The sequence below is a fragment of the Stutzerimonas stutzeri genome (genome assembly GCF_024448895.1).
GTDB lineage: Bacteria > Pseudomonadota > Gammaproteobacteria > Pseudomonadales > Pseudomonadaceae > Stutzerimonas > Stutzerimonas stutzeri_Q.
In genome coordinates this window covers 38,537-60,509 of record NZ_JAMOIC010000003.1, presented here as the reverse complement: position 1 = coordinate 60,509, position 21,973 = coordinate 38,537, and the positions used below count along the sequence as shown (strand labels likewise).

Sequence of the window (21,973 nt, the reverse complement as noted above, 5' to 3'; positions counted from 1 at the left end):
GCTTGGCGCTGGCTAGCCACCCTTGCGGAATACATAGAACAGATTGGGCTCGCTGACGACGTAGATCGTGCCGTCAGGGCCCATGGCGATGCCTTCGGCCTGCGGCACGCCCTTCTCCAGCCCATGGTCCCCGGCTTTCAGCGAGAGCGCGCTGATCGCTTTGCCGTAGATGTCCAACTCCACCACCAGCCGGGACTCATCGGAGAGCGCCAGCAAGTGACCGGTCTGCTCGTCATATTGCAGGCTGGAAAGATCGCGCACGAACAGATCAGCGTCGCGCTCGACGTTCTCACTCACGTGAACGGATAGCGGCTGATCATCCTCGGCATAGGGAAAGCCTTCAATCTCGAAGATGCGCACCGGATCGCGCTCCTTGGCGACGAACAGTCGCTTGCCTGCCACGTCGTAGGCCAGCCCTTCGAAGCCCTTGTTGCCGTTCTGCCCAATGCCCAGCGACAACTGCTGGCTGGCCGCCGCGTCGATCGACTCGGTACGCTCGTCAACCGCCACCCGCAACAGGCGCTGCAAGCGCTCATCACTGATCACATAGACACCGCGGGAGATGTACTCGATGGCTTCCGGATCGCCGAAACCCACCAGCGGGATTGCGCGCAACAGCTTGCCGTCCAGGCTGAGTTCCAGCAGCTGGGGATTGCCGTTGGTGATGGCGATGAGGCTGTTACGGTCCGGATCGAAGGTCAGCGCCGACAAGTCGTCGTCGATGCCTTCCACCTGCTGCCCCTGAATCACCGCACGATAATCTGGCAACCACAAAGAGGCGGCTTCCCGTTGATCGGCCTGCCGCCATTGGGAGAATTGAAACCAGGTGAGCCCGAACAGGCGGTAGTGCTGTCCGGCGGCGATCGCCAGCAGCAGGGCTGCACCGGCCAGCGCAGCCAGCAGCCATTTGAAGACTGGGCGCATCTCGAATACTCAAGAAAATACGGGAACGCGATTGTGCCGAGCCAGGCTTAGCCGAACCTTAACGGCAGCGCCCGACTGCAGGGCGCACAGATTGACAGCGTGAACCTCGAGTCGTTACCGCTTGCGGCTGAATACATAAAGCAGGTTCGGCTCGGCGACTACGTAGATGTTGCCACGCTCATCCATCGCCACCCCTTCGGCCTGATCGATACCTTCCACCAGCCCATTGAGGCCGCCGAGCAGGCTGATGAAGCTACGCGGCCTGCCAAGCAGATCCAGCTCGACCAGCAGGCGAGACTCGTCGGAGAGCATCAGCGTATGGCCCGTACGCGGATCGATGGTCACCGATGAGATATCGCGTACCAGCAATGGCTGATCGGGCAGCGCCTCGAGCACGCCAGCTGCACCGTCCTCACCGGGGAACGGCAGTTCGAACAAGCCCTGGGGGTCACGCTCTTTTGCCAAGAGCATGCGTCGGGTATGGGGATTCCAGGCCAGCCCCTCGAACCCCTTGTTGCCAGCGCCATCGAAGCCCAGGTCATAGGTGGCAAGATCATCGAGATCGAGGCTCTCGACGCCCGGTGCCAGTCGGAATACCGCGACCAGACGGCGGCGCTCGTCTACGATCCCCAATCGACCGTCGTCCAGCGCCTCGACCGCCTCGGGGTCTGAGAATCCGCTCAGGGTGATGCGTCGCAGCACTACGCCGCCTGGGGAAAACTCCACCAGCTGCGGATTTTGACCCGTCACCGTGAATAGCGTGCCGGTTGCGGCGCTCCAGGTCAGGCCTGAGGTTTCATCCTCTTCAAGACCAAACAAGGTGGTTTGCAACGACAGCTCGTAATCGGGCAACCAGATACTGGCGGCGCGCTGTTCGGCATCGACGGATTGCTCCTGCCAATAGAGTCCGAGCTGGTCGTCCCAATGCAATAACCAACCCGCCAGCAAAGCCGCAGCGACGGTGAGACATAGCGAGGCGTAGAGAAACAGGCGAAGACGGGAGGGGCGAGAGGCGATGTCAGGCATAAAGACGGACCCAGGAAGAGGTCGCGATTACAACATGCCAGCAGACGTCGAGATATAGCCGCAAGAGGCCGGGCACGTCAGGCGTACCCGGCCGGCGTGGTTCAGAGCACGCGGCTCTCGAAGCGAGACAAGCCAACCAGCTCGAGCACCAGCTCGTCGCCCTGATTCAGCGGCCCGACGCCCACCGGGGTACCGGTCAGTACCACGTCGCCCGGCTGCAGGCTGAAATGCCCGGCGATGTGTTGCAGCAGCGGCAACACGGCGTTGAGCATCTGGTTGCTGTTGCCGTCCTGGCGGACCTCGCCGTTGATGGTCAGGCGGATGCCGATGTCATTCAGATCCTGCACCGCATCGCCCGGCACGAACGGCGCTAGCACGCAGGCGCCATCGAAGCTCTTGGCTGTTTCCCACGGGTGGCCCTTTTCCTTGAGCTTGGCCTGCACGTCGCGCAGGGTCAGGTCCAGCGCCGGAGCGAAGCCGGAGATGGCATCGCGCACTTCTTCTTCGTTTGGCTTGCGCGACAGCGGCTTGCCGATCAGCACGGCAATCTCGGCTTCGTAGTGCACTACCCCGCGGTCCGTCGGGATGTTGAAGCCGCCTTCCAGCGGCACCGTGCAGCTACCGGCCTTGATGAACAGCAACGGCTCGGTGGGCACCGGATTATTGAGTTCCTTGGCATGCTCGGCATAGTTGCGGCCGATGCAAACCACCTTGCCCAGCGGATAGTGGATGGGCGTGCCGTCGGTGTAATGGTGTTGGTAATTCATCGAAGCTCTCGTCTGTAGGGCGGGTCAGTCCCGCCGTGGCCGTTGGCGGGTTGTCACCCGCCCTACAATCAAACCGCGAATATCTTGCCCGGGTTCATGATGCCGTTCGGGTCGAATGCCGCCTTGATCGCCTTCATGTAACCGATCTCTGCCTCGGAACGGCTATAGGTTAGGTAATCGCGCTTGGTCATGCCGACGCCATGCTCTGCCGATATCGAACCGTTGTACTTTTCGACCGTCTCGAACACCCATTTGTTGACCGTCGAGCACTTGTCGAAGAACTCATCCTTCGTCAGCGCCTCGGGCTTGAGGATGTTCAGATGCAGGTTGCCGTCGCCGATATGGCCGTACCAGAGCACCTCGAAATCCGGGTAGTTGCTGGAGACAATGGCATCGATGTCCGCAAGAAATGCCGGCACCCGGGAAACGGTGACCGAGATGTCGTTCTTGTACGGTGTCCGGTGGGAGATGGTCTCGGAAATATATTCACGCAGCTTCCACAGGTTCTGCAGTTGCTGGTCGCTCTGACTCATGACGCCGTCGACTACCCAACCCTCGTTCACGCAATGTTCGAAGGTCGCCAGGGCCTGTTCGGCGCGCTCCTCGGTGGTCGCTTCGAACTCCAGCAACGCATAGAACGGCGTGCGGGTTTCGAAGGGTGCCGGTATATCTCCACGTTCGAGGATCTTGTCCAGGCACTTGTCGGAGAAGAATTCGAAGGCGGTCAGGTCGAGCTTGTCCTGGAAGGCGTGCAGCACCGGCATGATCGAATCGAAGTCCGGCGTGCCCAGCACCATTGCCGTGAGGTTGGTTGGCTGGCGCTCGAGGCGCATGGTCGCCTCGACGACGAAGCCCAGCGTGCCCTCGGCACCGATGAACAGCTGACGCAGGTCGTAGCCGGTGGCGTTCTTGATCAAGTCCTTGTTCAGCTCGAGCAGATCGCCCTTGCCGGTCACCACCTTCAGGCCCGCCACCCAGTTGCGGGTCATGCCGTAGCGAATCACCTTGATGCCGCCGGCATTGGTGCCGATGTTGCCGCCAATCTGGCTGGAGCCGGACGAGGCGAAGTCGACCGGATAGTAGAGGCCCTTGTCTTCAGCGAACTGCTGCAGCTGCGCGGTGATCACGCCCGGCTGACAGATCGCGGTGCGGTCCATCTCGTTGAACGAGAGGATCTGATTCATGTAATCGAAGGAGACCACCACCTCACCGTTGGCCGCCACGGCCGCTGCTGAAAGACCGGTCCGCCCGCCTGAGGGCACCAACGCGACCTTGCGCTCATTGGCCCAACGCACGATGGCCTGAACCTGCTCGACACTCTTCGGAAAGACGATGGCCGTGGGTGCCGGGGCGTAGTGTTTGGTCCAGTCCTTGCCGTAGGTATTCAGCGAATCGGCATCGGTCAGCACCTTGCCGGGCTCGACCAGGGTCTTCAGCTCATCGATCAGGACGGGATCGGTCATCATGTGAACTCTCATTCGATTCATGGTCACCCTGAGTACGCTTCAGCTCAGGACATAGGGTGTTTCGAGGGGCCCGTATGCTAGCATACGCACCCTTTTGAAACGTGCCTCGGCAGACTCCCGACACCGCTGATACCGGGTCGGCCAGCCTTCGCTGGACACTTCGTCCTACCCTTCGGCCTTAAGGTTTTAATGCAGATGAGCCAGACCTCTCTCGACAAGAGCAAGATCAAGTTCCTTCTTCTCGAAGGCGTTCACCAGAACGCTGTCGACACCCTCAAGGCCGCCGGTTACTCCAATATCGAGTACCTCAAGACCGCCCTGACCGAGGCGGAATTGAAGGAAAAGATCGCGGACGTTCATTTCATCGGGATCCGCTCGCGCACCCAGCTCACCGAAGACGTATTCGAGGCCGCCAACAAGCTGATCGCCGTCGGCTGCTTCTGCATCGGCACCAACCAGGTCGACCTGAACGCCGCCCGTGAGCGCGGCATCGCCGTATTCAATGCCCCCTACTCCAACACTCGCTCGGTAGCCGAGCTGGTGCTTGCCGAAGCCATCCTGTTGCTGCGCGGCATCCCTGAGAAGAACGCTTCGTGCCATCGCGGCGGCTGGATCAAGTCGGCGGCCAACTCGTTCGAGATCCGCGGCAAGAAGCTCGGCATCATCGGTTATGGCTCCATCGGCACCCAGCTGTCGGTACTCGCCGAGAGCCTGGGCATGCAAGTCTGCTTCTACGACGTAGTGACCAAGCTGCCGCTGGGCAACGCCACCCAGATCGGTTCGCTGTACGAGTTGCTGGGCATGTGCGACATCGTCTCCCTGCACGTCCCCGAGCTGGCATCCACCCAGTGGATGATCGGCGAGAAGGAAATCCGTGCCATGAAGAAAGGCTCGATCCTGATCAACGCCGCCCGCGGTACCGTAGTCGAGCTGGATCACCTGGCCGCCGCGATCAAGGACGAACACCTGATCGGCGCCGCCATTGACGTGTTCCCGGTCGAGCCCAAATCCAACGATGAAGAGTTCGAAAGCCCGCTACGCGGTCTGGATCGCGTGATCCTGACGCCGCACATCGGTGGGTCGACTGCCGAAGCCCAGGCCAACATCGGGCTGGAAGTGGCCGAAAAATTGGTCAAGTACAGCGACAACGGCACTTCGGTGTCCTCGGTCAATTTCCCGGAAGTCGCCCTTCCATCGCACCCTGGCAAGCACCGTCTGCTGCATATTCACCAGAACATTCCAGGTGTGATGAGCGAAATCAACAAAGTGTTCGCCGAAAATGGCATCAACATCTGTGGCCAGTTCTTGCAGACCAATGAGAAGGTCGGCTACGTGGTGATCGACGTAGACAAGGATTATTCCGACCTGGCTCTGGAAAAGCTCGAGCAGGTGAATGGCACCATCCGTAGCCGCGTCCTGTTCTGATTCGGTATCAGGCTCGAAACAAACGGGAGGCTTCGGCCTCCCGTTTTTTATTGCCTCGCTTGCATAGCGTCAACGGACAGTTGCGGGGCTTTCAGCCGCACTGCGCGCGTCCGTATCGCCATCCTGCGAGGGCTGCTCGGCTGGCGGCTCAGTCGGCGATTCCAGGGTTGGCGGCCTCGGCTTGTCCTGGCTGCCACTGCGATCCTCGATCACATCCTGGCGAGGCTCACGGGTATCGAGCGGATGCTCGCGGCTTTTCTCCGGAAGGGTCGGGCCGGTTCCTGTGGCGGATACCAGAGGTGCAGCCGCCACCATCATCACAAGTACAGGTACACGCATATCCATGGGTCCACTCCTTGCGAGAGATGGGCATTTCAGCGCAACCGGATACTTGTCACCACGGGCCGCACCGGACTGCCCAAAGAAAAAGCCCCGACCAGGGCCGGGGCTTTTCATCTGGCTGCGATGGCATCAGTTGCCCGCGCCGCCCGCGCCGCCTGAACCGGAACCAGTGCCGGAGCCGGTCGCGCTGTTGCCAGTACCAGTGGTGTTACCCACGCCAGTACCAGTGCCAGTGCCGGGACCTGCTTCCTGGCCAGAACCTGTGGTGGTGCCGGTGCCAGTGCTCATACCGTTGCGGTTGGTGTCATCAGTGGACTTGCCATCCATTGATGTGCCGCTATGGGTGCCGCTATCCATCGAGCCGTGTCCATCTTTGTCTTTCATGTGATCGCTATCGGACGTACCGGCTGCGAAAACGCCGGTGGACATCAAACCGGCCAGGGTCAGGGCTGCCAATTTAGTCGTTTTCATGTCGTTCTCCTATCACAAAGGGTTCCTATAATCGGGCAACCACCAGCGCCAGGGGTTTCATCTGACGCATTACAAAATTTGTACAAACGTTGATCAGGCCCGTTAAACCGCGCTCTGGCGGGAATTACCGTTCATCGCGATCACCGTTTTTGAGCCGTTCGTCGCTGTCCGGACGATCGCCCAGCACGTCTTCCACGTACAACATCCGGATCATCACCATCCCCACCGCTCCTAGTGGCGTCGCCAGCAACAGGCCAAGAGTTCCGGCGAGAAGGCCGAACAGCAGCTGCAGCGAAATGGTCAGCGCAGGTGGTACGGATACGATGCGGTTCTGCATCCACGGCGTGAAGACGTAGCTCTCGAGCACTTGCACCAAGGTATAGAGCCCTGCGACGTAGAGCATCGTCCGGGTGCCTTCCATCGACGCCAGTAACAGCGCAGGAATCACGGCGATCACCGGCCCGATATTGGGAATGAAGGACAGCAAGCCGGCAATCAGCCCAAGAACCAGCGCCAGCTCGATACCCAGCAACCACAATCCAAGCGTGGTCAGCACGCCGATCAGCAGCATTTCGATGAGCTTGGCGATCAGCCAGGACTGCAGCGTCGAACCGCTCTCGCTCAGCACCTCTCTGGTGCGTGCCCGGTAACCCAGAGGGATCAGTTTGACGAAGCCGTCAACGTAAACCCGAGGGTTGATGGCCAGGCAGACGCCGATGGCGAAGGCCACCACGAAGCTAGTCAGCGCTCCGCCTATCGACGCCAGCACAGCCGTCACCACGCTGAAGCCATCACCTGGTGATACGGCTTCGCTCAGGCTGTCCTGATATTCCATAAGTCGGCTGACCCATTCGGATTCGTCGGCACGCTCACGCAGGCGCTCGACGGCCTCAGGCAGAGATTCCGAGAGCGCATCGACCTGATCGGAAATGCTCGGCGCCACCAGCCAGCCGAACAGCCCTACCGACGTCAGGAACAGGACAAAAAACAATCCCATCGAGAGGTTGCGCGACAGAGGCGTTTTCTCGCTGATCCAACAGCTGATGCCGTTGATCAACACGCCGAACAGAATGGCGGCAAACAGCAGCAGAAGAAACTCGAATGCCAGCCACGCCACTATTACCAGCAGCGCGACCACGACCAGCACGCTGACCTTGATCAGGCTGCGGCTGGCGACCTCTCTTGCGCTTTTGTTCTCGTTATCTGCGTCGCTCATGCCATCCCCTTCTCGAAGTCTGAAGTTGGGACATGAGGCTGTTGGAGAAATTCAGGTCAAGCCGCTCTAGCGGAGCAGCTGCCACAGCGAAATACCGATCCCCGCGAGGCTTTCACCAGCGACCAGGCCGGCAGCTGCGACTATGACGAACCGCTCGGCGAGACTGCCCCAGCGGGCCGCGAACAGCCAGGCCAGCAGAGCGCCGAACGCCATCATCAATGAAATCGAAGCAGGGATGATAAAGGCCAGCCCCAGCGCCGCGGAACTCGGCAACCAGCGCAAGCGCCAGACCGGCGCCACACCTTCGAGCACGCCCAGCATCACGCCCGTCAGGGCACCGGCGAGCATGGCCCAGCGTATATCCAGACTGATCGAGCCGAGCCCGGCAGTCAGCGCCTCTGCCACGGCCTTCCAGGTCGCCACCGCTGGTGCCGGCCATTCCGGCGTGATCAACATCGACTGGGGGTCGGGGATCAGCAGCTGGTAGGCCAGCACGCCGACCAGGCTTCCCACCAGAATACCCAGGCATTGCGCGACGACCTGACGCGACGGTGTAGCGCCAATTGCATGACCGACCTTGAAATCGTTTAGCAGGTCGGTGCACTGACCGGCGGCACCGCCGGCGGTATTGGCACTCATCAGATTGATCGCCACCTGCCCCGGCGCGATGGCACCAAAGCTCAGCTGCGACAGCTGCCCGATCGCGCCGATGGGTGGGATGCCGGTCGCGCCCACCACCCGTGCCGCAACCATCGCCAACAGCAGCGCCAAAGGAATCGAAAGGGCTGCCATCAGCGGGTGAATGCCGAACAATGTCGTCTGCAGGATGATCACCAGAATCGCAGCCAGACCTAACCCAGCCGCAGGCAGCAATGCCGGACGGCCCAATGCGACTCGGCGCGACGGGTCAGTTCGACGGGCACGCAAGAAGCGTAGCCCAAGCGCGGTCAGCGTAGAGCACACCATCAGGCTTACCCCTGGCCAGAGCAACCACTCGATGAGCAAGGCGAACTGCGGCCCGCTGGCTCCTGCAGGCATTTCTACAAGGCCTTCTGCCAATAGCCACGGCGCGATCAGCCCCCATGCGATCACAGCACCCAGAAACAGTGAAAGGCCCACCCTCAGACCGATGATTCCACCGAAGCCGAGCAACAGCAGTGACGGTTCCAGATTGAAGGTGAGGCGTTCCAGCTGCGCACTCGGTGCCCAGCGTGGCAAGGTCCACCACAGGCTGTCGATCAGCTTGGCCAATGCCGCCAGCAACGCGGCGGAGCCCAACACCCACAGGCGCCGGGCCGCTTCAGCGCCGTGACTGTAGATCTGCTGCATGGTTGCCAGCGTCGCCATGCCTTCCGGAAAGCGCAGCTGGGATTCGATGATCAGCGATGGGCGCAGATACCAAGCGACCCATATGCCAAGAAAACTCACTGAGAACACCCACGCCATCAATGGCAGCGTGTCCAACTGCTGCCCGGTAATCAACGTGAATGCAGGAATGGGCGCCACCAGCCCGCCCGAAATGATCGAGGCTGCGGACGAGGCAGTGGTCTGGTTGATGTTGCTTTCATGGAGCGTCCAGGCCGGTCGGCCCAATGCCTTGCCCAGGTTTTGCCAGAAAGCGAAGCCGACCAGCAACGCGATGATCGACATGTTGAACGACCAGCCAATCTTCAGGCCTGAGTAGATGTTCGAAGGCGTCAATATCGCGCCCAGGATTAGTCCGGTGAGCAACGCGCGCACTGTCAATTCACGAGAGGGGTGATTCATGCCGTCTCCATCGAACGGGTGATTGACTCAAGGTAGTCCATTCATTCCAATTTGCCGGTACTTAACCGTCCGTCGGGTTGTCAGCGTCCGAGCGCAGATACCAGCTTAATCGCAACCCAAACGCTGAACTTCGTCATTTTCACCCGGTCGTTTAGTAACTTTTCTACGCGGCATAACGGCACCCCAGACCAAGGATTGAACATGGACGAAGCGGATTTCACCCACCTGGAACGTAACCGGCCTACTGTGACCCTGCTCACCGGCAATGAGCTACTGGGACTGTTCTTCAAACACTTTCTCGGCGAACAGGCTCAGCTGGAAGTAGCCCTTGCCCGGCTCGAGAAAATCGTTCCCGGCGCCACCGACCTCTACCTGCTCGATTCTGGCAACGCCCAGACCGAGCAGCTCTCTGCACTGCTGGATCAACTCGACGAGCAGACGCCCGTTGCACTGGTCAATATCGCTCCCGACCAGGCCGAGCAACTGGTCGACAAGCACCCGGCCATTCGCGGCGTGTTCTACAGCCACGCCACCCGCGAACATCTGCTCGACGGCATTCAGGTATTGCTCGAAGGCGGCGACTGGTTGCCGCGCGTGCTCACCGAGCGGCTGCTCAGCCAGTGGCGGCGGATGCGTCAGCTGGCGGGCAGCAAGCCATCGCTGACCTTGCGCGAGCGCGAGATTCTCAGCCTGGCAGGCAAGGGCCTGTCCAACGCCGAGATCGCCGAACAGCTATGCCTGAGCCCGCACACGATTAAAAGTCATATCCATAACCTGCTACGCAAGATCGGCGCCTCCAACCGGGCCGAAGCAGCCTTCCTGCTGCGTGGCCGGCTGGATTGGTCAGAGTCGTGCCACGCCTGACGCTGGGTCTGCTCCTGTTACTCACTCTCGCGCCGTTGCGCGCACAGGAGCAGCCGATCGAATCACAACAGGCAGAGAGCGAAGCGGAACTGAGCGGGCTGATCATCGACAATGCAATCACCCGCTTCGGTCACGATTTCCATCGCTACCTGAGCTTTGCCCTGCAGGATGCGACGGGTCTGGACGGCGACCTGGTGGTGCGCGAGCGGCCCTCGGCACGCTGGGGAAGCCTGGTCTGGGTCGAGCATGGGCAGCGCATCGTCTATCGCCGCTTCCTGCAGCCCAACGTCGCGGAGATCGAGACCATCGCCAATGAAGCTGCGCGCCTGATTCAGGAAAACATCAGCCGAAACAAACTGCAGAACCTGTTACTGGATACCTACGACATGGATCGCGACGAGCTGTAAACAATCGATGGCTTAATCCTTTACGGATGTCATTAAAGAGGCTTTTTGCACCGTTCGATGGATATTCACCGCCTCGCCTGCAGTCAAGAATCCGCACACTATCAAGAGGTGCCTGCATGGATTGTCTAGCCCTACTCCGCCGCAGCGTGTTCGCCGCATTCGTGCTCGCCAGCGCCGGGCTCCACGCCAATGATCTGATGGACAACGCCGATCTGGCCGGAGGCCCGGTCAGCCTGGGCAACTCTGCATCCGCGGCCATGCAGCTGCCTGACGGGCAGATCGCCCGGGTGCTGCAGGAAGGCAGTGACAACCTGACCGATATCACCCAGACCGGGACCAATCAGCTGGCGAACATCGTTCAGCAAGGTAGCGACCAGCAGGCCTTCATCCTCCAGCAGGGCGAAAACCAGCTGGCCACCATCCTTCAGATCGGCTCGGGCAACATCGCCGACATCAGCCAGATCGGCAGCGATAACGAGGCGGCAATCGCCCAGGTCGGATCCAACAACAACGCCAGCATCGAGCAGCTCGGCAGCGGCCTGAGCAGCAGCGTCGTCCAGTACGGCAGCGGCCAGCGGGTCGAGATCGTTCAGCATCGTTGATCACATAGCTTCATCACTAAGGTAACGATATGCGCAGCCTGCACTTCCTCGCGTCAGCCGCTTTGCTGGCTGTTGCCATTGGCGCTCATGCCGACACCAGCGCCAAGGTCGTGCAGACCGGCGACGATAACGATGCCACCGTCGAGCAGACCGGCCCGCTCAATGAAGCTGTGGTGCGCCAGAACGGCACCGCTAACATCGGCGCCGTCTACCAGACAGAGGGTGGCGAATCGAATCTGGCCACTATCGTTCAGATCGGTAGCGACAACGACGTAGCCGTCTATCAGGGCCCTGAAAGCCACTTCGCCACCGCCAGTGTTTACCAGGAAGGCAGCAGCAACCGCGTCGAGGTGGAACAGACCTGGTACGCAAACGACCTGCAGCTCAGCAGCATCGGCGATAACAACTTCATTTCCGCCACACAACAGGGTTTCGCTCAGGCCCAGGCCTACCAGATAGGTGACGACAACTCGGTCACTCTGACCCAGGACGGCATCCACCACGGCACGCAGCTGGCGGTTTACCAGGTCGGCGATGAAAACCGGGCGACCATCGACCAAGGCGACGCCGGCGACATCAGGCTTGCTCAGAATGGCAACTCGAACAGCGCTGACATCACGCAGTACGCGCTGTTTGGTGAGATCGCATTCAATCAGGCTGGCGACAACAACCTGTTGTCCGTCGAGCAAACCGGGCGTGGCAATGCGTTCAGAGGCTCATCGACGGGCAACGGCAACAGCGTAGAGGTGGTGCAGCAATTCGATGACAACCAGGCCAGCATCGTGCAGAACGGCGACGGTAACCTGGCAGCAATTCGGCAGTTTGCTGAGTTCAACGAAGCCCGCATCACCCAGGCCGGAGCGTCGAACCAGGCGGCAATCACCCAGAGTGCCGCGCTCATGAACGCCGTAATCCTGCAAACGGGAAGCGGCAATCAGGCCAACATCACCCAGCAGTAGGCCGCACTCACATGGGGTTGCATTCCGTCCATGCTTACCACTGCTCTGGCCACCGTGCTGCTCGCCACAGCTGCCACCGCCGCGCCGGTTGAAGCGCGGCTGGAACTGCTACCGGAAGACAGCCGCCTGCACCTGAGGCTCTGTTTCAGCAGCGCCGCACCTCACCAGCTCACGTACCAGCTGGAGGTACGCACCATCGGGCGAGCCGGCACCAGCCGCAGCCGCCAGTCCGGGCAGTTGACCAGCGGGCCGGAGGCGCAATGTCCACTGAATAACCGTGTCGGCCTGGCGGAGGACAGCCGCATCGAAGCCACACTATCCTGGACGGTGGACGGTGAAGAGCAACCAGCCGTACATCAGGTCTACCCCTCTACCCAGCCCACCAGCCCCACACCTCAGGCGCCCGCTTCGCCACCGAGCGAACCGCTACCCGACGGCCACCTTGTCGTCAAATCCGAATCAGACCTGCGATAGCTGCGATTGCTTGCTTCGGACCAGACGCCTGCCCGTCTCGATGCCCTTCAACTCGATGAAATGATAGGTGACGGCTGAAACGGCCAGCACCATCGCCAGCTCGAGCGCCGTTAGCAAGTCGTCGAGCAGGACGCTCCCCGAGCTGATGTAACGCATGATCTGCTCGCTGCCAGGCTGCTGCAGAATGATCGTGTAATCGGCGCCGGTGACTTTGGACAGCACTACCGCGGCGCTGGTGAAGGCAAAGATCACCGCGGCATGGGTTAGATAGATGGAGAACGAAAGCTCCCCCAGGCGGGTGAACACTTTGCGTTGCAACAGCTGCGACACCGCGCCCCGCTCGCCGGCAAATACCAGCACCGCCAGGCAGAACAACAGGCTGGCGAAGATGCCCTGATGCGGCACCTCGTGGGTCAGGGTGCGGTAGACCAGCAACAGGCAGAGCAGCTCGAGGCCCGTGAAAAAGGGCCGATCATCGAAGCGGTCGATCACCGGCTCCAGCGTCTGATAGAGCCGGTAGGTCAGCGCCCCGGCGAAGAAGCAGGAAGCGCCGCGCCAGATGAAAGGCTTGATCACGTCCAGTTCGACATACAGCGCCGCAAAGGACACCGCTGTAGCGACTACCAGAATCTGACCGCAGTAACGCGGCATCGCCAACAGCAGCACGCCCAACACCATGTACAGGTAGTACTCGATGCTGATGCTCCAGGCCGGAGTGTTGAAGGACAGGCTGTTGAAATCACCGATCCAGCTCTGCAGCAACAAGGCGTTGGGCAGGATCTCGCTCGGTGCCGTCTTGCCGGTAAACGCCGCGTCGTTGAAGGAGAATCCGTGGTGCTCGGCCCACAGCTTGCCGAACTCCAGGCCAATGAACACCAGCAGCATCACCAGGTGCAACGGATAGAGGCGGAACGTGCGGCTGATGACGAATCGCCGCAGCATGTCGGCTGAGAACTGGCGCGAACCGTAGGCGTGGAACATCACGAAGCCACTGAGCACGAAGAAGAACTCGACGAACAGGTCAGCATGACGAAAGAAACTGAGCTCTGAAAAACTCAGCAGGATCTGGGTGTGAAACAGGACCACCGCAACCGCGCAGATGCCACGAAAACTATCCAGCACAACGAAACGCTTCATTCCTAAGCCTTGCTCGACATCCAGGCATGCTCGCTGCACATCCAGCGCGCCGGTTCCTGATCAACGGGGGAATACCGGGAAAGGGACTCCCGGCCTTAATGAGAGCAATTGGCCATCAAAGAGTTCCGAACCATACAAGCAGTTCTTCACTCGGCTACGGTCGCTTAGGCTGAAGCGCTCTGCAGAGGGCACGTTAAGTGGGCGATACTCCCCCTCTTGCTCCGGATGAACCGAGGTCACCTTGTCACGCTGGTATCACATCTCGAACCTGTTTCGTGTCGCGGCCATCGTAGGCGTTGCAGCCCTGGTCGCTCTGGGTGGGATGGCCTTTCTGGAGCGCAATACCTTTGCCCGCTTTGACAAGCTGGTAGGTCCGGACGAGCCCAGCGAGATCAAAGCCGACGTTCCAACTGACTGGCGAACCTACGAAAGGGGCGAACCTTCAAGATTGGCGATCCTGTTGACCGATGAAGATTCCGCCTGGCTCGGGCTCGCGCAAGGGCTCAAGAGCATCGGCGTTCCGTTCACCATCACCCGCGACGTGACTCAGGCTATCCGGCACAACGTGGTGCTCGCTTATCCAACGGTGTCGGGGCGTGTGCTGGAAACAAAGGCTGTGGAAGCCTTGCGCCAGCACGTGGCACGGGGCGGAACGCTAATCGCAACCCAGGTTCTCGGGGGTGGCGTACAGGACCTGTTCGGCTTCGACTCGGTCGTCGAGTCACGACATCACCGTATCGATTTTGATACCGACACCGCTGACACGGAGCCCTCGCTTAGCTGGATCAATCATCCGCATGAGCGATCGGTACTGCTGGGCAATCCTGATAACCCGGCCAGCTGGATGGGCACACAGGTGTACGAAGGGGCGGTAAACGTCATGGCCCGCTTCGAGGACGGCGCGCCAGCGCTGATTCAGCGAAGCGACCCCGGCGGCGGCAAGGCCTACGCGCTAGGTTTCGACCTTGGCTTTTTCATTATGCGTGCACATGGCGACCGCAACGACCAGAGCTACCGCAACTACGCCAACCACTACGAACCTTCGGTGGACGTATGGCTGCGTTGGCTTCGCGAGCTATACATCCAGAACGAGCCGTTGGCCGTAACGCTGGGCACTGTGCCCGACGGCAGGTCCCTTGCTGCGGTGGTGACCTTCGATGTGGACTTCGTCCAGTCGATGGAGCACCTGACAGCCTACCGAGACTTGCTTCAGCGTATGCAGGTGCCGGCCACCTTCTTCATTCAGACCAAGTACTACCGGGACTTTCAGGACGAAGGGTTCTTCAACGATCGAACGCTGGAGGCGATCACGGAGCTGCAACGTGCCGGAATGGAGATCGCCAGTCATTCGGTCAGCCATTCAGACATGTACGCATCGGTACCTCTCGGTGATGGTGCTGAAACCTATCCGAACTACCAGCCCCGGGTGAAAGCGCAAGGTGATACGCGCAATGCCTCAGTGCTCGGCGAGCTACGGGTCAGCAAGTTTCTTCTCGAACAGTTGTTCGATGCGCAAGTGGTGTCATTTCGTCCCGGCTATCTCGCTACGCCTGCGAGCTTGCCGCAGGCTATGGAAGCGTCAGGCTATCGCTTCGGTTCGTCCGCCACGGCTGGGAACGTGACAACCCACCTACCGTATCGCAGCAATCACGACCGGATGTACGCCCGCGAGACCAGCGTGTTCGAATTCCCAATCGCCATCGAAGATGAAATCCCGCCGCACATGGACCTGCGTGTCGACGAGGCAGTCGACCTGGCGCAACGGCTATCCAGCTACGGCGGCAGTTTTGTGATCCTCATACATCCCAACCAGCTCGAGCATAAATATCGATTCCTTGAGGCCGCCATACCACGGCTTAAACCCTTTGCCTGGTTCGGCACCCAAGGGCAGCTGGGTCGATGGTGGGCGGCGCGCGACCAGCTGCAGGTCGATGTCAGGCGCGAGAAGAAGGGCACGGTGATCAGCGTAGTCAGCGCCGAGCAAATTGACGGGCTGAGCCTTCAACTGCCGCCCGGTACGACTGTTCATGCATTCGAGCAGCCAGGCGTATTGCTTGATGGCGAGCGCCTGCTGATTCGCCAGCTGCCGGCGGGAACGACCGAGATCAGGTTCAACTGAGCGGGTTTGCGTCATCGCGGATCACAGTCATGAGATCTCCACAACCAGCAACCGGCTCGCCAGCAGCTGCCATCCATCGCCTTTCCGGAACCGCCAGGGTGACAGAGGCTTCTACCGAGCCAACCTACCCTGCGGTCAGCTGGAGGAGTTCAGATGCACATTTCCTTGAAACCCTTGCGTGAACAGGTCGTCGTCATTACCGGCGCGTCCAGCGGTATAGGCCTGGCCACGGCGCGGATGGCCGTGGAACGTGGCGCTCGCGTGGTACTGGTGGCGCGTAACGAAGAAGCCCTGCAGGACATCAAGCAGCAGCTGAACGCAGGGGAACGCGTCCTGCACGTGCAGGCGGATGTAGGTGACCGCCAGCAGCTCGAACGTGTTGCCAGTGAGACCATCTCCCACTTTGGCGGCTTCGACACCTGGATCAACAATGCTGGCAGCTCGGTGTGGGGCCGCTTCGATGAGGTCAACGACGAAGATCACCAGCAGGTCATGCAGACCAATTTCTGGGGCACCCATTACGGCTCTTCGATTGCGGTGAAGCACCTGCGTGACAAAGGTGGCGCGCTGATCAACATCGGCAGTGTCGAGTCGGCCAACGCACTGCCCTTCCACAGCAGCTACAGCGCCAGCAAGCACGCGATCAAGGCGATGACGGACGTGCTGCGCGTTGAGCTGCAGAAATCCCGTACACCCGTTTCGGTGACCCTGGTACGCCCATCGTCGACCGACACCCAGTTCATGGATCACTCGAAGAACTACCTGCCCAGCGCGCCGGTCTTTCCGCCGCCAGTCTATGCGCCCGAAGTGGTCGCCAGGGCGATACTGAACGCCGCCGAGCACCCGCAGCGTGATGTTTACATTGGCAACGCCAAGCTGCTCTCCAAGCTGGCACAGAACGCACCGCGGCTGGCTGACTGGATCAACCGGACCTTCGTTTACGACGCCATCCAGAGCGGCCGACCAGACCGTCACCCGCATGGCGCGTTACATGACAGTGATGTCGGCGCGGCGGGCGATGGCAGGGCCAGCGGCAACTACCCGGGCATGGTCCTGAAGCGCAGTCTCTATACCCAGGCCACGCAACATCCGCTCGCCACTACCGCCGCGGTGGCTGTGGGCGCAGCGGCGCTGGTGGCTCTACTGGGGCGCCGCGGACGCTAGCGTTGGGGACGGCGCAGCAGCTGCTGCGCCGCATTCGTGATCGTTCAGCTCAGGTTCAGCCAGGGTTCAGGAGCGGTTCAGGGGGCTACAGGCAGGATGGCACTGTAACTTTTCCAGCCTGCACAGGAGCAACACATGAACAAGCTGCATACCCTGGCCATCGCCACTACCCTGAGTGTCTTCACCCTTGGCGCCCAAGCCGCCGACAACTTTGCCGGCCTGACCTGGGGCAAGAGCACGGTCAACATCGACCGCTCCAGCACTCTGAAGCAGAACATGCCTGGCAAGAACCGCTTCGACGACACCATCAAGAACAGTGGCACCTGGGGCGTGCGGGCCGGTCAGATGACCGACGAGGCGCGCTACTATGCAACCTATGAGAACGTATCCGACGACTACGGCAGCTCGCTCAAGCTGCGCCAGCAGAACCTGATCGGCAGCTACGACATGTTCTTACCAGTCGGCGAAACCACCCGCCTGTTCGGCGGCGCCAGCGCCGGCCTGACCAAGCTTGAGAACGAGTCCAGCGGTTACCGTCGTGACAGCGACATCGGTTATCTGGTTGGCCTGCAAGCCGGCGTTCTGCAGGAGGTTGGCAGCAATACCTCAATCGAAGCCGGCTATCGTTATCTGCGCAGCAATGCCGGTACCGAAGTTGCCGAGCGCGGCGTCGGCAAGGTCGGCTCCATCGATGTGCATAGCAGCAAGCAGGCCTACCTCGGCTTGAACTATCACTTCTAAGCCGCGCGGTTTGCTTCAACAGGACCACGGCCGGGATTGTCCCGGCCGTTGCATGACGGGAGTTACCCATGAAAGTGCTGGTGGTGGAGGATGAGGCGCTGCTGCGCCACCACCTGTTGACTCGTCTGAGCGAGAGCGGTCACGTGGTCGATGCTGTGGCCAATGCCGAAGACGCGCTCTATCAGACCCGTGAGTTTCACCACGACCTGGCCGTAGTGGACCTGGGCTTGCCTGATATCAGCGGGCTCGACCTGATCCGCCAACTGCGCAGCAATGGTCAACGCTTTCCCATCCTCATTCTTACGGCACGCGGCAACTGGCAGGACAAGGTCGAAGGCCTCGCCGCCGGTGCCGATGATTACGTGGTCAAGCCGTTCCAGTTCGAAGAGCTGGAAGCGCGCCTCAACGCCCTGTTGCGGCGCTCGTCCGGCTTTACCCAGGCGAGCATCGAGGCCGGCCCGTTGAAACTCGACCTCAACCGCAAACAGGCGCTGGTCAATGACGAGCCGCTGGCGCTGACTGCATTCGAATACCGCATCCTCGAATACCTGATGCGCCACCAGCAGCAGGTGGTCGCCAAAGAGCGGCTCATGGAACAGCTCTATCCGGACGACACCGAGCGCGACACCAACGTCATTGAAGTGCTGGTGGGCCGCCTGCGGCGCAAGCTGGAAGCCCAGGGCGACCTCAAGCCCATCGATACCGTCCGCGGCCTGGGATACCTCTTTACCGAGCGCTGCCGATGAGCCGACGCTGGCGCCGCTGGCTGGTGCTGGCGAGAACCACGCGCAACGGGACTCTCTCGCTGCGCCTGCGCCTCATGCTCGGCGCGACCTGCCTTGCCGTCGTGTTCATGCTCGCGCTTCTGCCGGTGCTGCAGGCAGCATTCAGTCTGGCTTTCGAGCGCGTCATCGAGGAGCGGCTGGCCGCCGACGCCAATACCCTGATCACCGCGTCGCGCATCGAAGAAGGACAGTTGCTGATGCCCAGGCGACTGCCCGATGAAGAATTCAACCTGCCGGATGCCAAATTGCTCGGCTATATCTTCGACCCGGATGGCAAGCGGCTGTGGCAGTCGCGCTCGGCCGAGGATGAGCAGATCGACTACCAACCACGTTTGCACGGCGACCTTACCGAGTTCAAACGGGTGAAAGACGCCGATGGCCTGGAGTACTTTGTCTACGACGTCGAGCTGCGGCTCGCCGGCGAGGCGCGCAAGGCATTCAGCTTCGTCACCATGCAACCCACCAGCGAATACCGCAGCCTGTTCGACGAATTTCGTCAGCAGCTGTATCTCTGGCTGGGCGGCGGCCTGCTGGTTCTGCTGACCCTGCTGTGGCTGGGCCTGACCTGGGGCTTTCGTTCTCTCAAGCGCTTGAGCCGCGAACTGGATCAGGTCGAATCAGGTCGACTGGATCGACTCAGCGACCGGCATCCGCAGGAACTGCTGCGCCTGACCCGCTCGCTTAACCGACTGCTCGACGGTGAACGCCGCCAGCGCGAGCAATACCGCAACTCGCTGGGCGACCTGGCGCACAGCCTGAAAACCCCGCTGACGGTGCTGCAAAGCGTCGGCGAAGTCATCAGTGCTCAGCCCGACAATCGCGAGCAGGCCCGCGTGATGCGCGCACAGATCGAGCGGATGAGCCAGCAGATCGGCTACCAGCTGCAACGCGCGTGCTTGGGCCAGAGCGGCCTGGTGCGGCACCGCGTAGCCTTGCAACCGGTGCTGGTGCGCCTGTGCAGCACGCTGGACAAGGTCTATCAGGACAAGCGCGTGCAGGTCGACCTGCAACTTCCGCCGGGTGCCACCCTGCCGCTGGAGCAGGGCGCACTGATGGAGCTGCTCGGCAACCTGTTGGAAAACGCCTACCGGCTCTGTCTCCATCAGGTGCGCATCAGTCTGCATGAGGACGGCGACCGCCTCTTATTGAGCATCGAAGACGACGGCCCAGGCGTGCCAATCGACCAGCGCGCGCGCATCCTGCGTCGTGGCGAACGGCTGGACGCACAACATCCGGGTCAGGGCATTGGCCTGGCGGTCGTGAAGGACATTCTCGACAGCTATGGTGGCGAGCTCAAACTCGACGACTCAAGTCTCGGTGGCGCGGCGTTCCGGCTGCGCCTGCCTCAGGGCTGAGCCGACGAAGGGCTCGGAGGATGGATGCCGCCCCCCGGTTGCGGCTGCTACAGTTCAATCCCCCGCCCCGCACACGGACGCAACGCAATGTCACTGGACGACAACAAAAGACTGGTTCGCAACCACATTGAGCTGAGCTGGAACCGGGGTCGCCTGGCCCTGGCCGAGCAATTGCACAGCAAGGATTTTCTCTACAAGAGCTCTTTCGTGGGTCGCCCCATGAACAGCACCGCATTTGCCGCAATGGTCTCGCAGATCCGTACGGCCATGCCGGATCTCGAGGTGGTCATCGAGGAGTGCGTCGCCGAAGGCGACAAGGTAGTGACCTGGTGCACGCTGATCGGCACCATCGAGAACGAAGCCCTCGGTTATCCCCCCAGTGACAAGGTGTTGAGCATCTCGGCGATGGCGTTCTGGACCCTGACACCGGGCGGCCTGATTCGCGAGATATGCACCATGTTCGACATGGAAAGCTTCCGCTCACAGATAGGGCTGGCGACCCGGACCTACGCCGAAAAAGCCCTGCCCTGACGGGAGTCAGCTGATGCCGCGTGCCGTTTCATCGCCTTGAAGCAGTCGGCGAAGCGGTTTCGCGGTCCACTGTGAATACGCCCCGATTTCGAAAGGCAGGCTGAATGCACCGAACGCAGTTGCTCAAGACCCTGGTTGGCCTCGTCGTACTTGCCCTGATGGCGTCTGCCATCAATCCCCATGACCGCACCACCTGGCTGCTGGAAATCCTTCCGGCGGCCGTTTTGCTACCGGTGCTGATCTACAGTCATCAGCGTTTCCCGCTTTCGTCCTTGCTCTATCTGCTACTCGCCGTCCAGGCGCTGGGGCTGATTGCCGGCGGGCACTACAGCTTCGCCCGCGTGCCCATGGGCTTCTGGTTGCAGGATTGGTTGGAACTTAGCCGCAATCCTTACGACCGGCTCGGGCATTTCCTGCAAGGCGTGGTGCCGGCGCTGATAGCCAGGGAGCTGCTGCTGCGTAACGGGCATAGGCTCGGCCGCCACCTGCTGCCGTTTGTCTGCGTCTGCATGGCAATGACGCTAAGCGCCGTTTACGAACTGGTTGAATGGGCGGCGGCGCTCGTACTGGGCCAGGGCGCCGAGGAATTTCTAGGGATGCAGGGCGACCAGTGGGACACCCAGGCCGATATGTTCTGCGCGCTGCTCGGTGCTTTGACGGCAATGACGGCTCTGGTTCCACTGCATAACCGCAGCATGGCGGCGATCGATCAATCCAACCGCGGGCGAACCGACATGCACGGCGAGACCGCCAGTTAATACGATCAGCTAATCACTATCGATCTCATCGATTTATATAATTGGCTGATTGGATAGTTATATACCGACCTCAAAGAGCATCACCAGTATCGATTAGCACTATTGATACGCTCACGTTTGTCCATTCAGTCCTCGCCCGTAGCATAGGTCCCGTACCCAACTGCACCGAGGATCACATCATGAAAAAGTTACTTGCAAGTGTAATTCTGGCCAGCGTCGCCTCCACCGCATTTGCTGTGCCCGCTAGCCAACCGCAGCCGCTTCTCGGCGAAGTGCAAGGCGCATCAACTGTTCTGAATGACTTGATTCCGGACCTTACGCTTTCTGAAAATGGCTTCGATCGCACACCGTTAAGTGAGCTTATTGCAGAAGATGGCTTCGATCACACACCTATCAGTGAACAGATTGCGGAGGATGGTTTTGATCTGACGCCACAGGCCGATCAGATCGCCGATGACGGCTTCGACCGCACTCCGCTGGGCCAGCTGATCGCTGAAGATGGAAGTGATCGCACCGGGCTTGGTACTGCTTGAGCCTGACGTAAAATCCAAGGCGCCGTTGGCGCCTTTTTTATTGCGCGAAATTATGAAAGTTAATCATCACGCGGTAATTGCAGGAATTATCTAACTTCAATGTTGCGTTGTTTCAACCCTATCAAGTGGGAATAAACAAC

At 60.6% G+C, this 21,973-nt stretch carries 23 protein-coding genes; 14 read left to right on the top strand and 9 right to left on the bottom strand.

The annotated features are described in order from the left end of the window. Positions 1 to 12: 12 nt before the first annotated feature. The 4 genes from NA619_RS04290 to NA619_RS04275 all read right to left on the bottom strand — a co-directional run bounded on the left by NA619_RS04290 (position 13) and on the right by NA619_RS04275 (position 4,180). Entirely contained in the window at positions 13 to 924 is a 912-nt protein-coding gene (locus NA619_RS04290) for an SdiA-regulated domain-containing protein (protein WP_255960274.1), read from the bottom strand. Between the two features lie 114 nt (positions 925 to 1,038). Next, on the bottom strand, positions 1,039 to 1,941 hold the full coding sequence (locus NA619_RS04285) for an SdiA-regulated domain-containing protein (protein WP_423836802.1): 903 nt from the start codon (positions 1,939 to 1,941) through the stop codon (positions 1,039 to 1,041). Positions 1,942 to 2,051: 110 nt separating this feature from the next. Then, positions 2,052 to 2,717 (bottom strand): fumarylacetoacetate hydrolase family protein, encoded by a 666-nt coding sequence (locus NA619_RS04280; protein ID WP_255960271.1) that lies wholly within the window; start codon positions 2,715 to 2,717, stop codon positions 2,052 to 2,054. A 68-nt stretch (positions 2,718 to 2,785) separates the two neighbouring features. After that, positions 2,786 to 4,180 (bottom strand): FAD-binding oxidoreductase, encoded by a 1,395-nt coding sequence (locus NA619_RS04275; RefSeq protein WP_255960824.1) that lies wholly within the window; start codon positions 4,178 to 4,180, stop codon positions 2,786 to 2,788. A gap of 198 nt (positions 4,181 to 4,378) precedes the next feature. Here NA619_RS04275 and serA point away from each other — a divergent pair, with 198 nt between their 5' ends. Further along, entirely contained in the window at positions 4,379 to 5,608 is a 1,230-nt protein-coding gene (gene serA / locus NA619_RS04270; RefSeq protein WP_255960269.1) for a phosphoglycerate dehydrogenase, read from the top strand. A gap of 69 nt (positions 5,609 to 5,677) precedes the next feature. Here the strand turns inward: serA and NA619_RS04265 are convergent, their stop codons facing one another. The 4 genes from NA619_RS04265 to NA619_RS04250 all read right to left on the bottom strand — a co-directional run bounded on the left by NA619_RS04265 (position 5,678) and on the right by NA619_RS04250 (position 9,404). Next, on the bottom strand, positions 5,678 to 5,953 hold the full coding sequence (locus tag NA619_RS04265) for a hypothetical protein (RefSeq protein WP_255960267.1): 276 nt from the start codon (positions 5,951 to 5,953) through the stop codon (positions 5,678 to 5,680). Positions 5,954 to 6,079: 126 nt separating this feature from the next. After that, entirely contained in the window at positions 6,080 to 6,421 is a 342-nt protein-coding gene (locus NA619_RS04260) for a hypothetical protein (RefSeq protein ID WP_255960265.1), read from the bottom strand. 124 nt (positions 6,422 to 6,545) lie between these two features. Then, a complete protein-coding gene (locus tag NA619_RS04255) occupies positions 6,546 to 7,637 on the bottom strand; it encodes an AI-2E family transporter (RefSeq protein WP_255960263.1) in 1,092 nt (363 codons plus the stop codon). A 66-nt stretch (positions 7,638 to 7,703) separates the two neighbouring features. Further along, entirely contained in the window at positions 7,704 to 9,404 is a 1,701-nt protein-coding gene (locus NA619_RS04250; RefSeq protein WP_255960261.1) for an OPT family oligopeptide transporter, read from the bottom strand. Positions 9,405 to 9,683: 279 nt separating this feature from the next. Between NA619_RS04250 and NA619_RS04245 the strand changes: the two genes are divergently transcribed. From NA619_RS04245 to csgH, 5 genes are all read left to right on the top strand, one after another. Beyond that, positions 9,684 to 10,268, top strand: a complete 585-nt coding sequence (locus tag NA619_RS04245) for a helix-turn-helix transcriptional regulator (RefSeq protein WP_255960823.1) — start codon at positions 9,684 to 9,686, stop codon at positions 10,266 to 10,268. Beyond that, entirely contained in the window at positions 10,256 to 10,675 is a 420-nt protein-coding gene (locus NA619_RS04240; RefSeq protein ID WP_255960259.1) for a CsgE family curli-type amyloid fiber assembly protein, read from the top strand. Before NA619_RS04245 ends, NA619_RS04240 begins: the two co-directional genes overlap by 13 nt. 116 nt (positions 10,676 to 10,791) lie before the next feature. Beyond that, entirely contained in the window at positions 10,792 to 11,277 is a 486-nt protein-coding gene (locus NA619_RS04235; protein ID WP_255960257.1) for a curli production assembly protein CsgB, read from the top strand. A gap of 29 nt (positions 11,278 to 11,306) precedes the next feature. After that, positions 11,307 to 12,236 carry a hypothetical protein gene (locus tag NA619_RS04230; protein ID WP_255960255.1) on the top strand — a complete coding sequence of 310 codons (930 nt, stop codon included), beginning with the start codon at positions 11,307 to 11,309 and terminating at the stop codon, positions 12,234 to 12,236. 30 nt (positions 12,237 to 12,266) lie between these two features. After that, the gene (gene csgH / locus NA619_RS04225; protein ID WP_255960253.1) at positions 12,267 to 12,710 is read left to right on the top strand and encodes a curli-like amyloid fiber formation chaperone CsgH; all 444 of its coding nucleotides are present in this window, start codon (positions 12,267 to 12,269) and stop codon (positions 12,708 to 12,710) included. Here csgH and NA619_RS04220 read toward each other — a convergent pair. Continuing rightward, the gene (locus NA619_RS04220) at positions 12,696 to 13,847 is read right to left on the bottom strand and encodes an acyltransferase family protein (RefSeq protein ID WP_255960251.1); all 1,152 of its coding nucleotides are present in this window, start codon (positions 13,845 to 13,847) and stop codon (positions 12,696 to 12,698) included. The two genes, csgH and NA619_RS04220, sit on opposite strands and share 15 nt — an antisense overlap. A 241-nt stretch (positions 13,848 to 14,088) precedes the next feature. Here NA619_RS04220 and NA619_RS04215 point away from each other — a divergent pair, with 241 nt between their 5' ends. The 8 genes from NA619_RS04215 (at position 14,089) to NA619_RS04180 (ending at position 21,833) form a co-directional block, all read left to right on the top strand. Continuing rightward, a complete protein-coding gene (locus NA619_RS04215) occupies positions 14,089 to 15,966 on the top strand; it encodes a polysaccharide deacetylase family protein (protein ID WP_255960249.1) in 1,878 nt (625 codons plus the stop codon). A 153-nt stretch (positions 15,967 to 16,119) separates the two neighbouring features. After that, positions 16,120 to 17,130, top strand: coding sequence for an SDR family oxidoreductase (locus NA619_RS04210; RefSeq protein WP_255960247.1), 1,011 nt, complete (start codon positions 16,120 to 16,122; stop codon positions 17,128 to 17,130). Positions 17,131 to 17,265: 135 nt separating this feature from the next. After that, entirely contained in the window at positions 17,266 to 17,871 is a 606-nt protein-coding gene (locus tag NA619_RS04205) for a hypothetical protein (RefSeq protein ID WP_255960245.1), read from the top strand. 68 nt (positions 17,872 to 17,939) lie between these two features. Continuing rightward, a complete protein-coding gene (locus NA619_RS04200) occupies positions 17,940 to 18,617 on the top strand; it encodes a response regulator (RefSeq protein WP_255960243.1) in 678 nt (225 codons plus the stop codon). After that, positions 18,614 to 20,011, top strand: a complete 1,398-nt coding sequence (locus tag NA619_RS04195; protein ID WP_255960241.1) for an ATP-binding protein — start codon at positions 18,614 to 18,616, stop codon at positions 20,009 to 20,011. Before NA619_RS04200 ends, NA619_RS04195 begins: the two co-directional genes overlap by 4 nt. An 87-nt stretch (positions 20,012 to 20,098) precedes the next feature. Continuing rightward, positions 20,099 to 20,542, top strand: coding sequence for an ester cyclase (locus tag NA619_RS04190; RefSeq protein ID WP_255960239.1), 444 nt, complete (start codon positions 20,099 to 20,101; stop codon positions 20,540 to 20,542). Between the two features lie 104 nt (positions 20,543 to 20,646). Next, a complete protein-coding gene (locus NA619_RS04185) occupies positions 20,647 to 21,300 on the top strand; it encodes a DUF2238 domain-containing protein (protein WP_255960237.1) in 654 nt (217 codons plus the stop codon). Between the two features lie 179 nt (positions 21,301 to 21,479). Continuing rightward, positions 21,480 to 21,833, top strand: a complete 354-nt coding sequence (locus NA619_RS04180; protein WP_255960235.1) for a hypothetical protein — start codon at positions 21,480 to 21,482, stop codon at positions 21,831 to 21,833. The last annotated feature ends 140 nt before the right edge of the window (positions 21,834 to 21,973 follow it).

What these genes read in the sequence shown, in the direction of transcription:
- NA619_RS04290 (WP_255960274.1), bottom strand. Translation starts at nt 924, where the DNA reads ATGCGCCCAGTCTTCAAATGGCTGCTGGCTGCGCTGGCCGGTGCAGCC.
- NA619_RS04280 (WP_255960271.1), bottom strand. Translation starts at nt 2,717, where the DNA reads ATGAATTACCAACACCATTACACCGACGGCACGCCCATCCACTATCCG.
- NA619_RS04275 (WP_255960824.1), bottom strand. Translation starts at nt 4,180, where the DNA reads ATGACCGATCCCGTCCTGATCGATGAGCTGAAGACCCTGGTCGAGCCC.
- serA (WP_255960269.1), top strand. Translation starts at nt 4,379, where the DNA reads ATGAGCCAGACCTCTCTCGACAAGAGCAAGATCAAGTTCCTTCTTCTC.
- NA619_RS04265 (WP_255960267.1), bottom strand. Translation starts at nt 5,953, where the DNA reads ATGGATATGCGTGTACCTGTACTTGTGATGATGGTGGCGGCTGCACCT.
- NA619_RS04260 (WP_255960265.1), bottom strand. Translation starts at nt 6,421, where the DNA reads ATGAAAACGACTAAATTGGCAGCCCTGACCCTGGCCGGTTTGATGTCC.
- NA619_RS04255 (WP_255960263.1), bottom strand. Translation starts at nt 7,637, where the DNA reads ATGAGCGACGCAGATAACGAGAACAAAAGCGCAAGAGAGGTCGCCAGC.
- NA619_RS04250 (WP_255960261.1), bottom strand. Translation starts at nt 9,404, where the DNA reads ATGAATCACCCCTCTCGTGAATTGACAGTGCGCGCGTTGCTCACCGGA.
- NA619_RS04235 (WP_255960257.1), top strand. Translation starts at nt 10,792, where the DNA reads ATGGATTGTCTAGCCCTACTCCGCCGCAGCGTGTTCGCCGCATTCGTG.
- NA619_RS04230 (WP_255960255.1), top strand. Translation starts at nt 11,307, where the DNA reads ATGCGCAGCCTGCACTTCCTCGCGTCAGCCGCTTTGCTGGCTGTTGCC.
- csgH (WP_255960253.1), top strand. Translation starts at nt 12,267, where the DNA reads ATGCTTACCACTGCTCTGGCCACCGTGCTGCTCGCCACAGCTGCCACC.
- NA619_RS04220 (WP_255960251.1), bottom strand. Translation starts at nt 13,847, where the DNA reads ATGAAGCGTTTCGTTGTGCTGGATAGTTTTCGTGGCATCTGCGCGGTT.
- NA619_RS04210 (WP_255960247.1), top strand. Translation starts at nt 16,120, where the DNA reads ATGCACATTTCCTTGAAACCCTTGCGTGAACAGGTCGTCGTCATTACC.
- NA619_RS04205 (WP_255960245.1), top strand. Translation starts at nt 17,266, where the DNA reads ATGAACAAGCTGCATACCCTGGCCATCGCCACTACCCTGAGTGTCTTC.
- NA619_RS04200 (WP_255960243.1), top strand. Translation starts at nt 17,940, where the DNA reads ATGAAAGTGCTGGTGGTGGAGGATGAGGCGCTGCTGCGCCACCACCTG.
- NA619_RS04195 (WP_255960241.1), top strand. Translation starts at nt 18,614, where the DNA reads ATGAGCCGACGCTGGCGCCGCTGGCTGGTGCTGGCGAGAACCACGCGC.
- NA619_RS04190 (WP_255960239.1), top strand. Translation starts at nt 20,099, where the DNA reads ATGTCACTGGACGACAACAAAAGACTGGTTCGCAACCACATTGAGCTG.
- NA619_RS04185 (WP_255960237.1), top strand. Translation starts at nt 20,647, where the DNA reads ATGCACCGAACGCAGTTGCTCAAGACCCTGGTTGGCCTCGTCGTACTT.
- NA619_RS04180 (WP_255960235.1), top strand. Translation starts at nt 21,480, where the DNA reads ATGAAAAAGTTACTTGCAAGTGTAATTCTGGCCAGCGTCGCCTCCACC.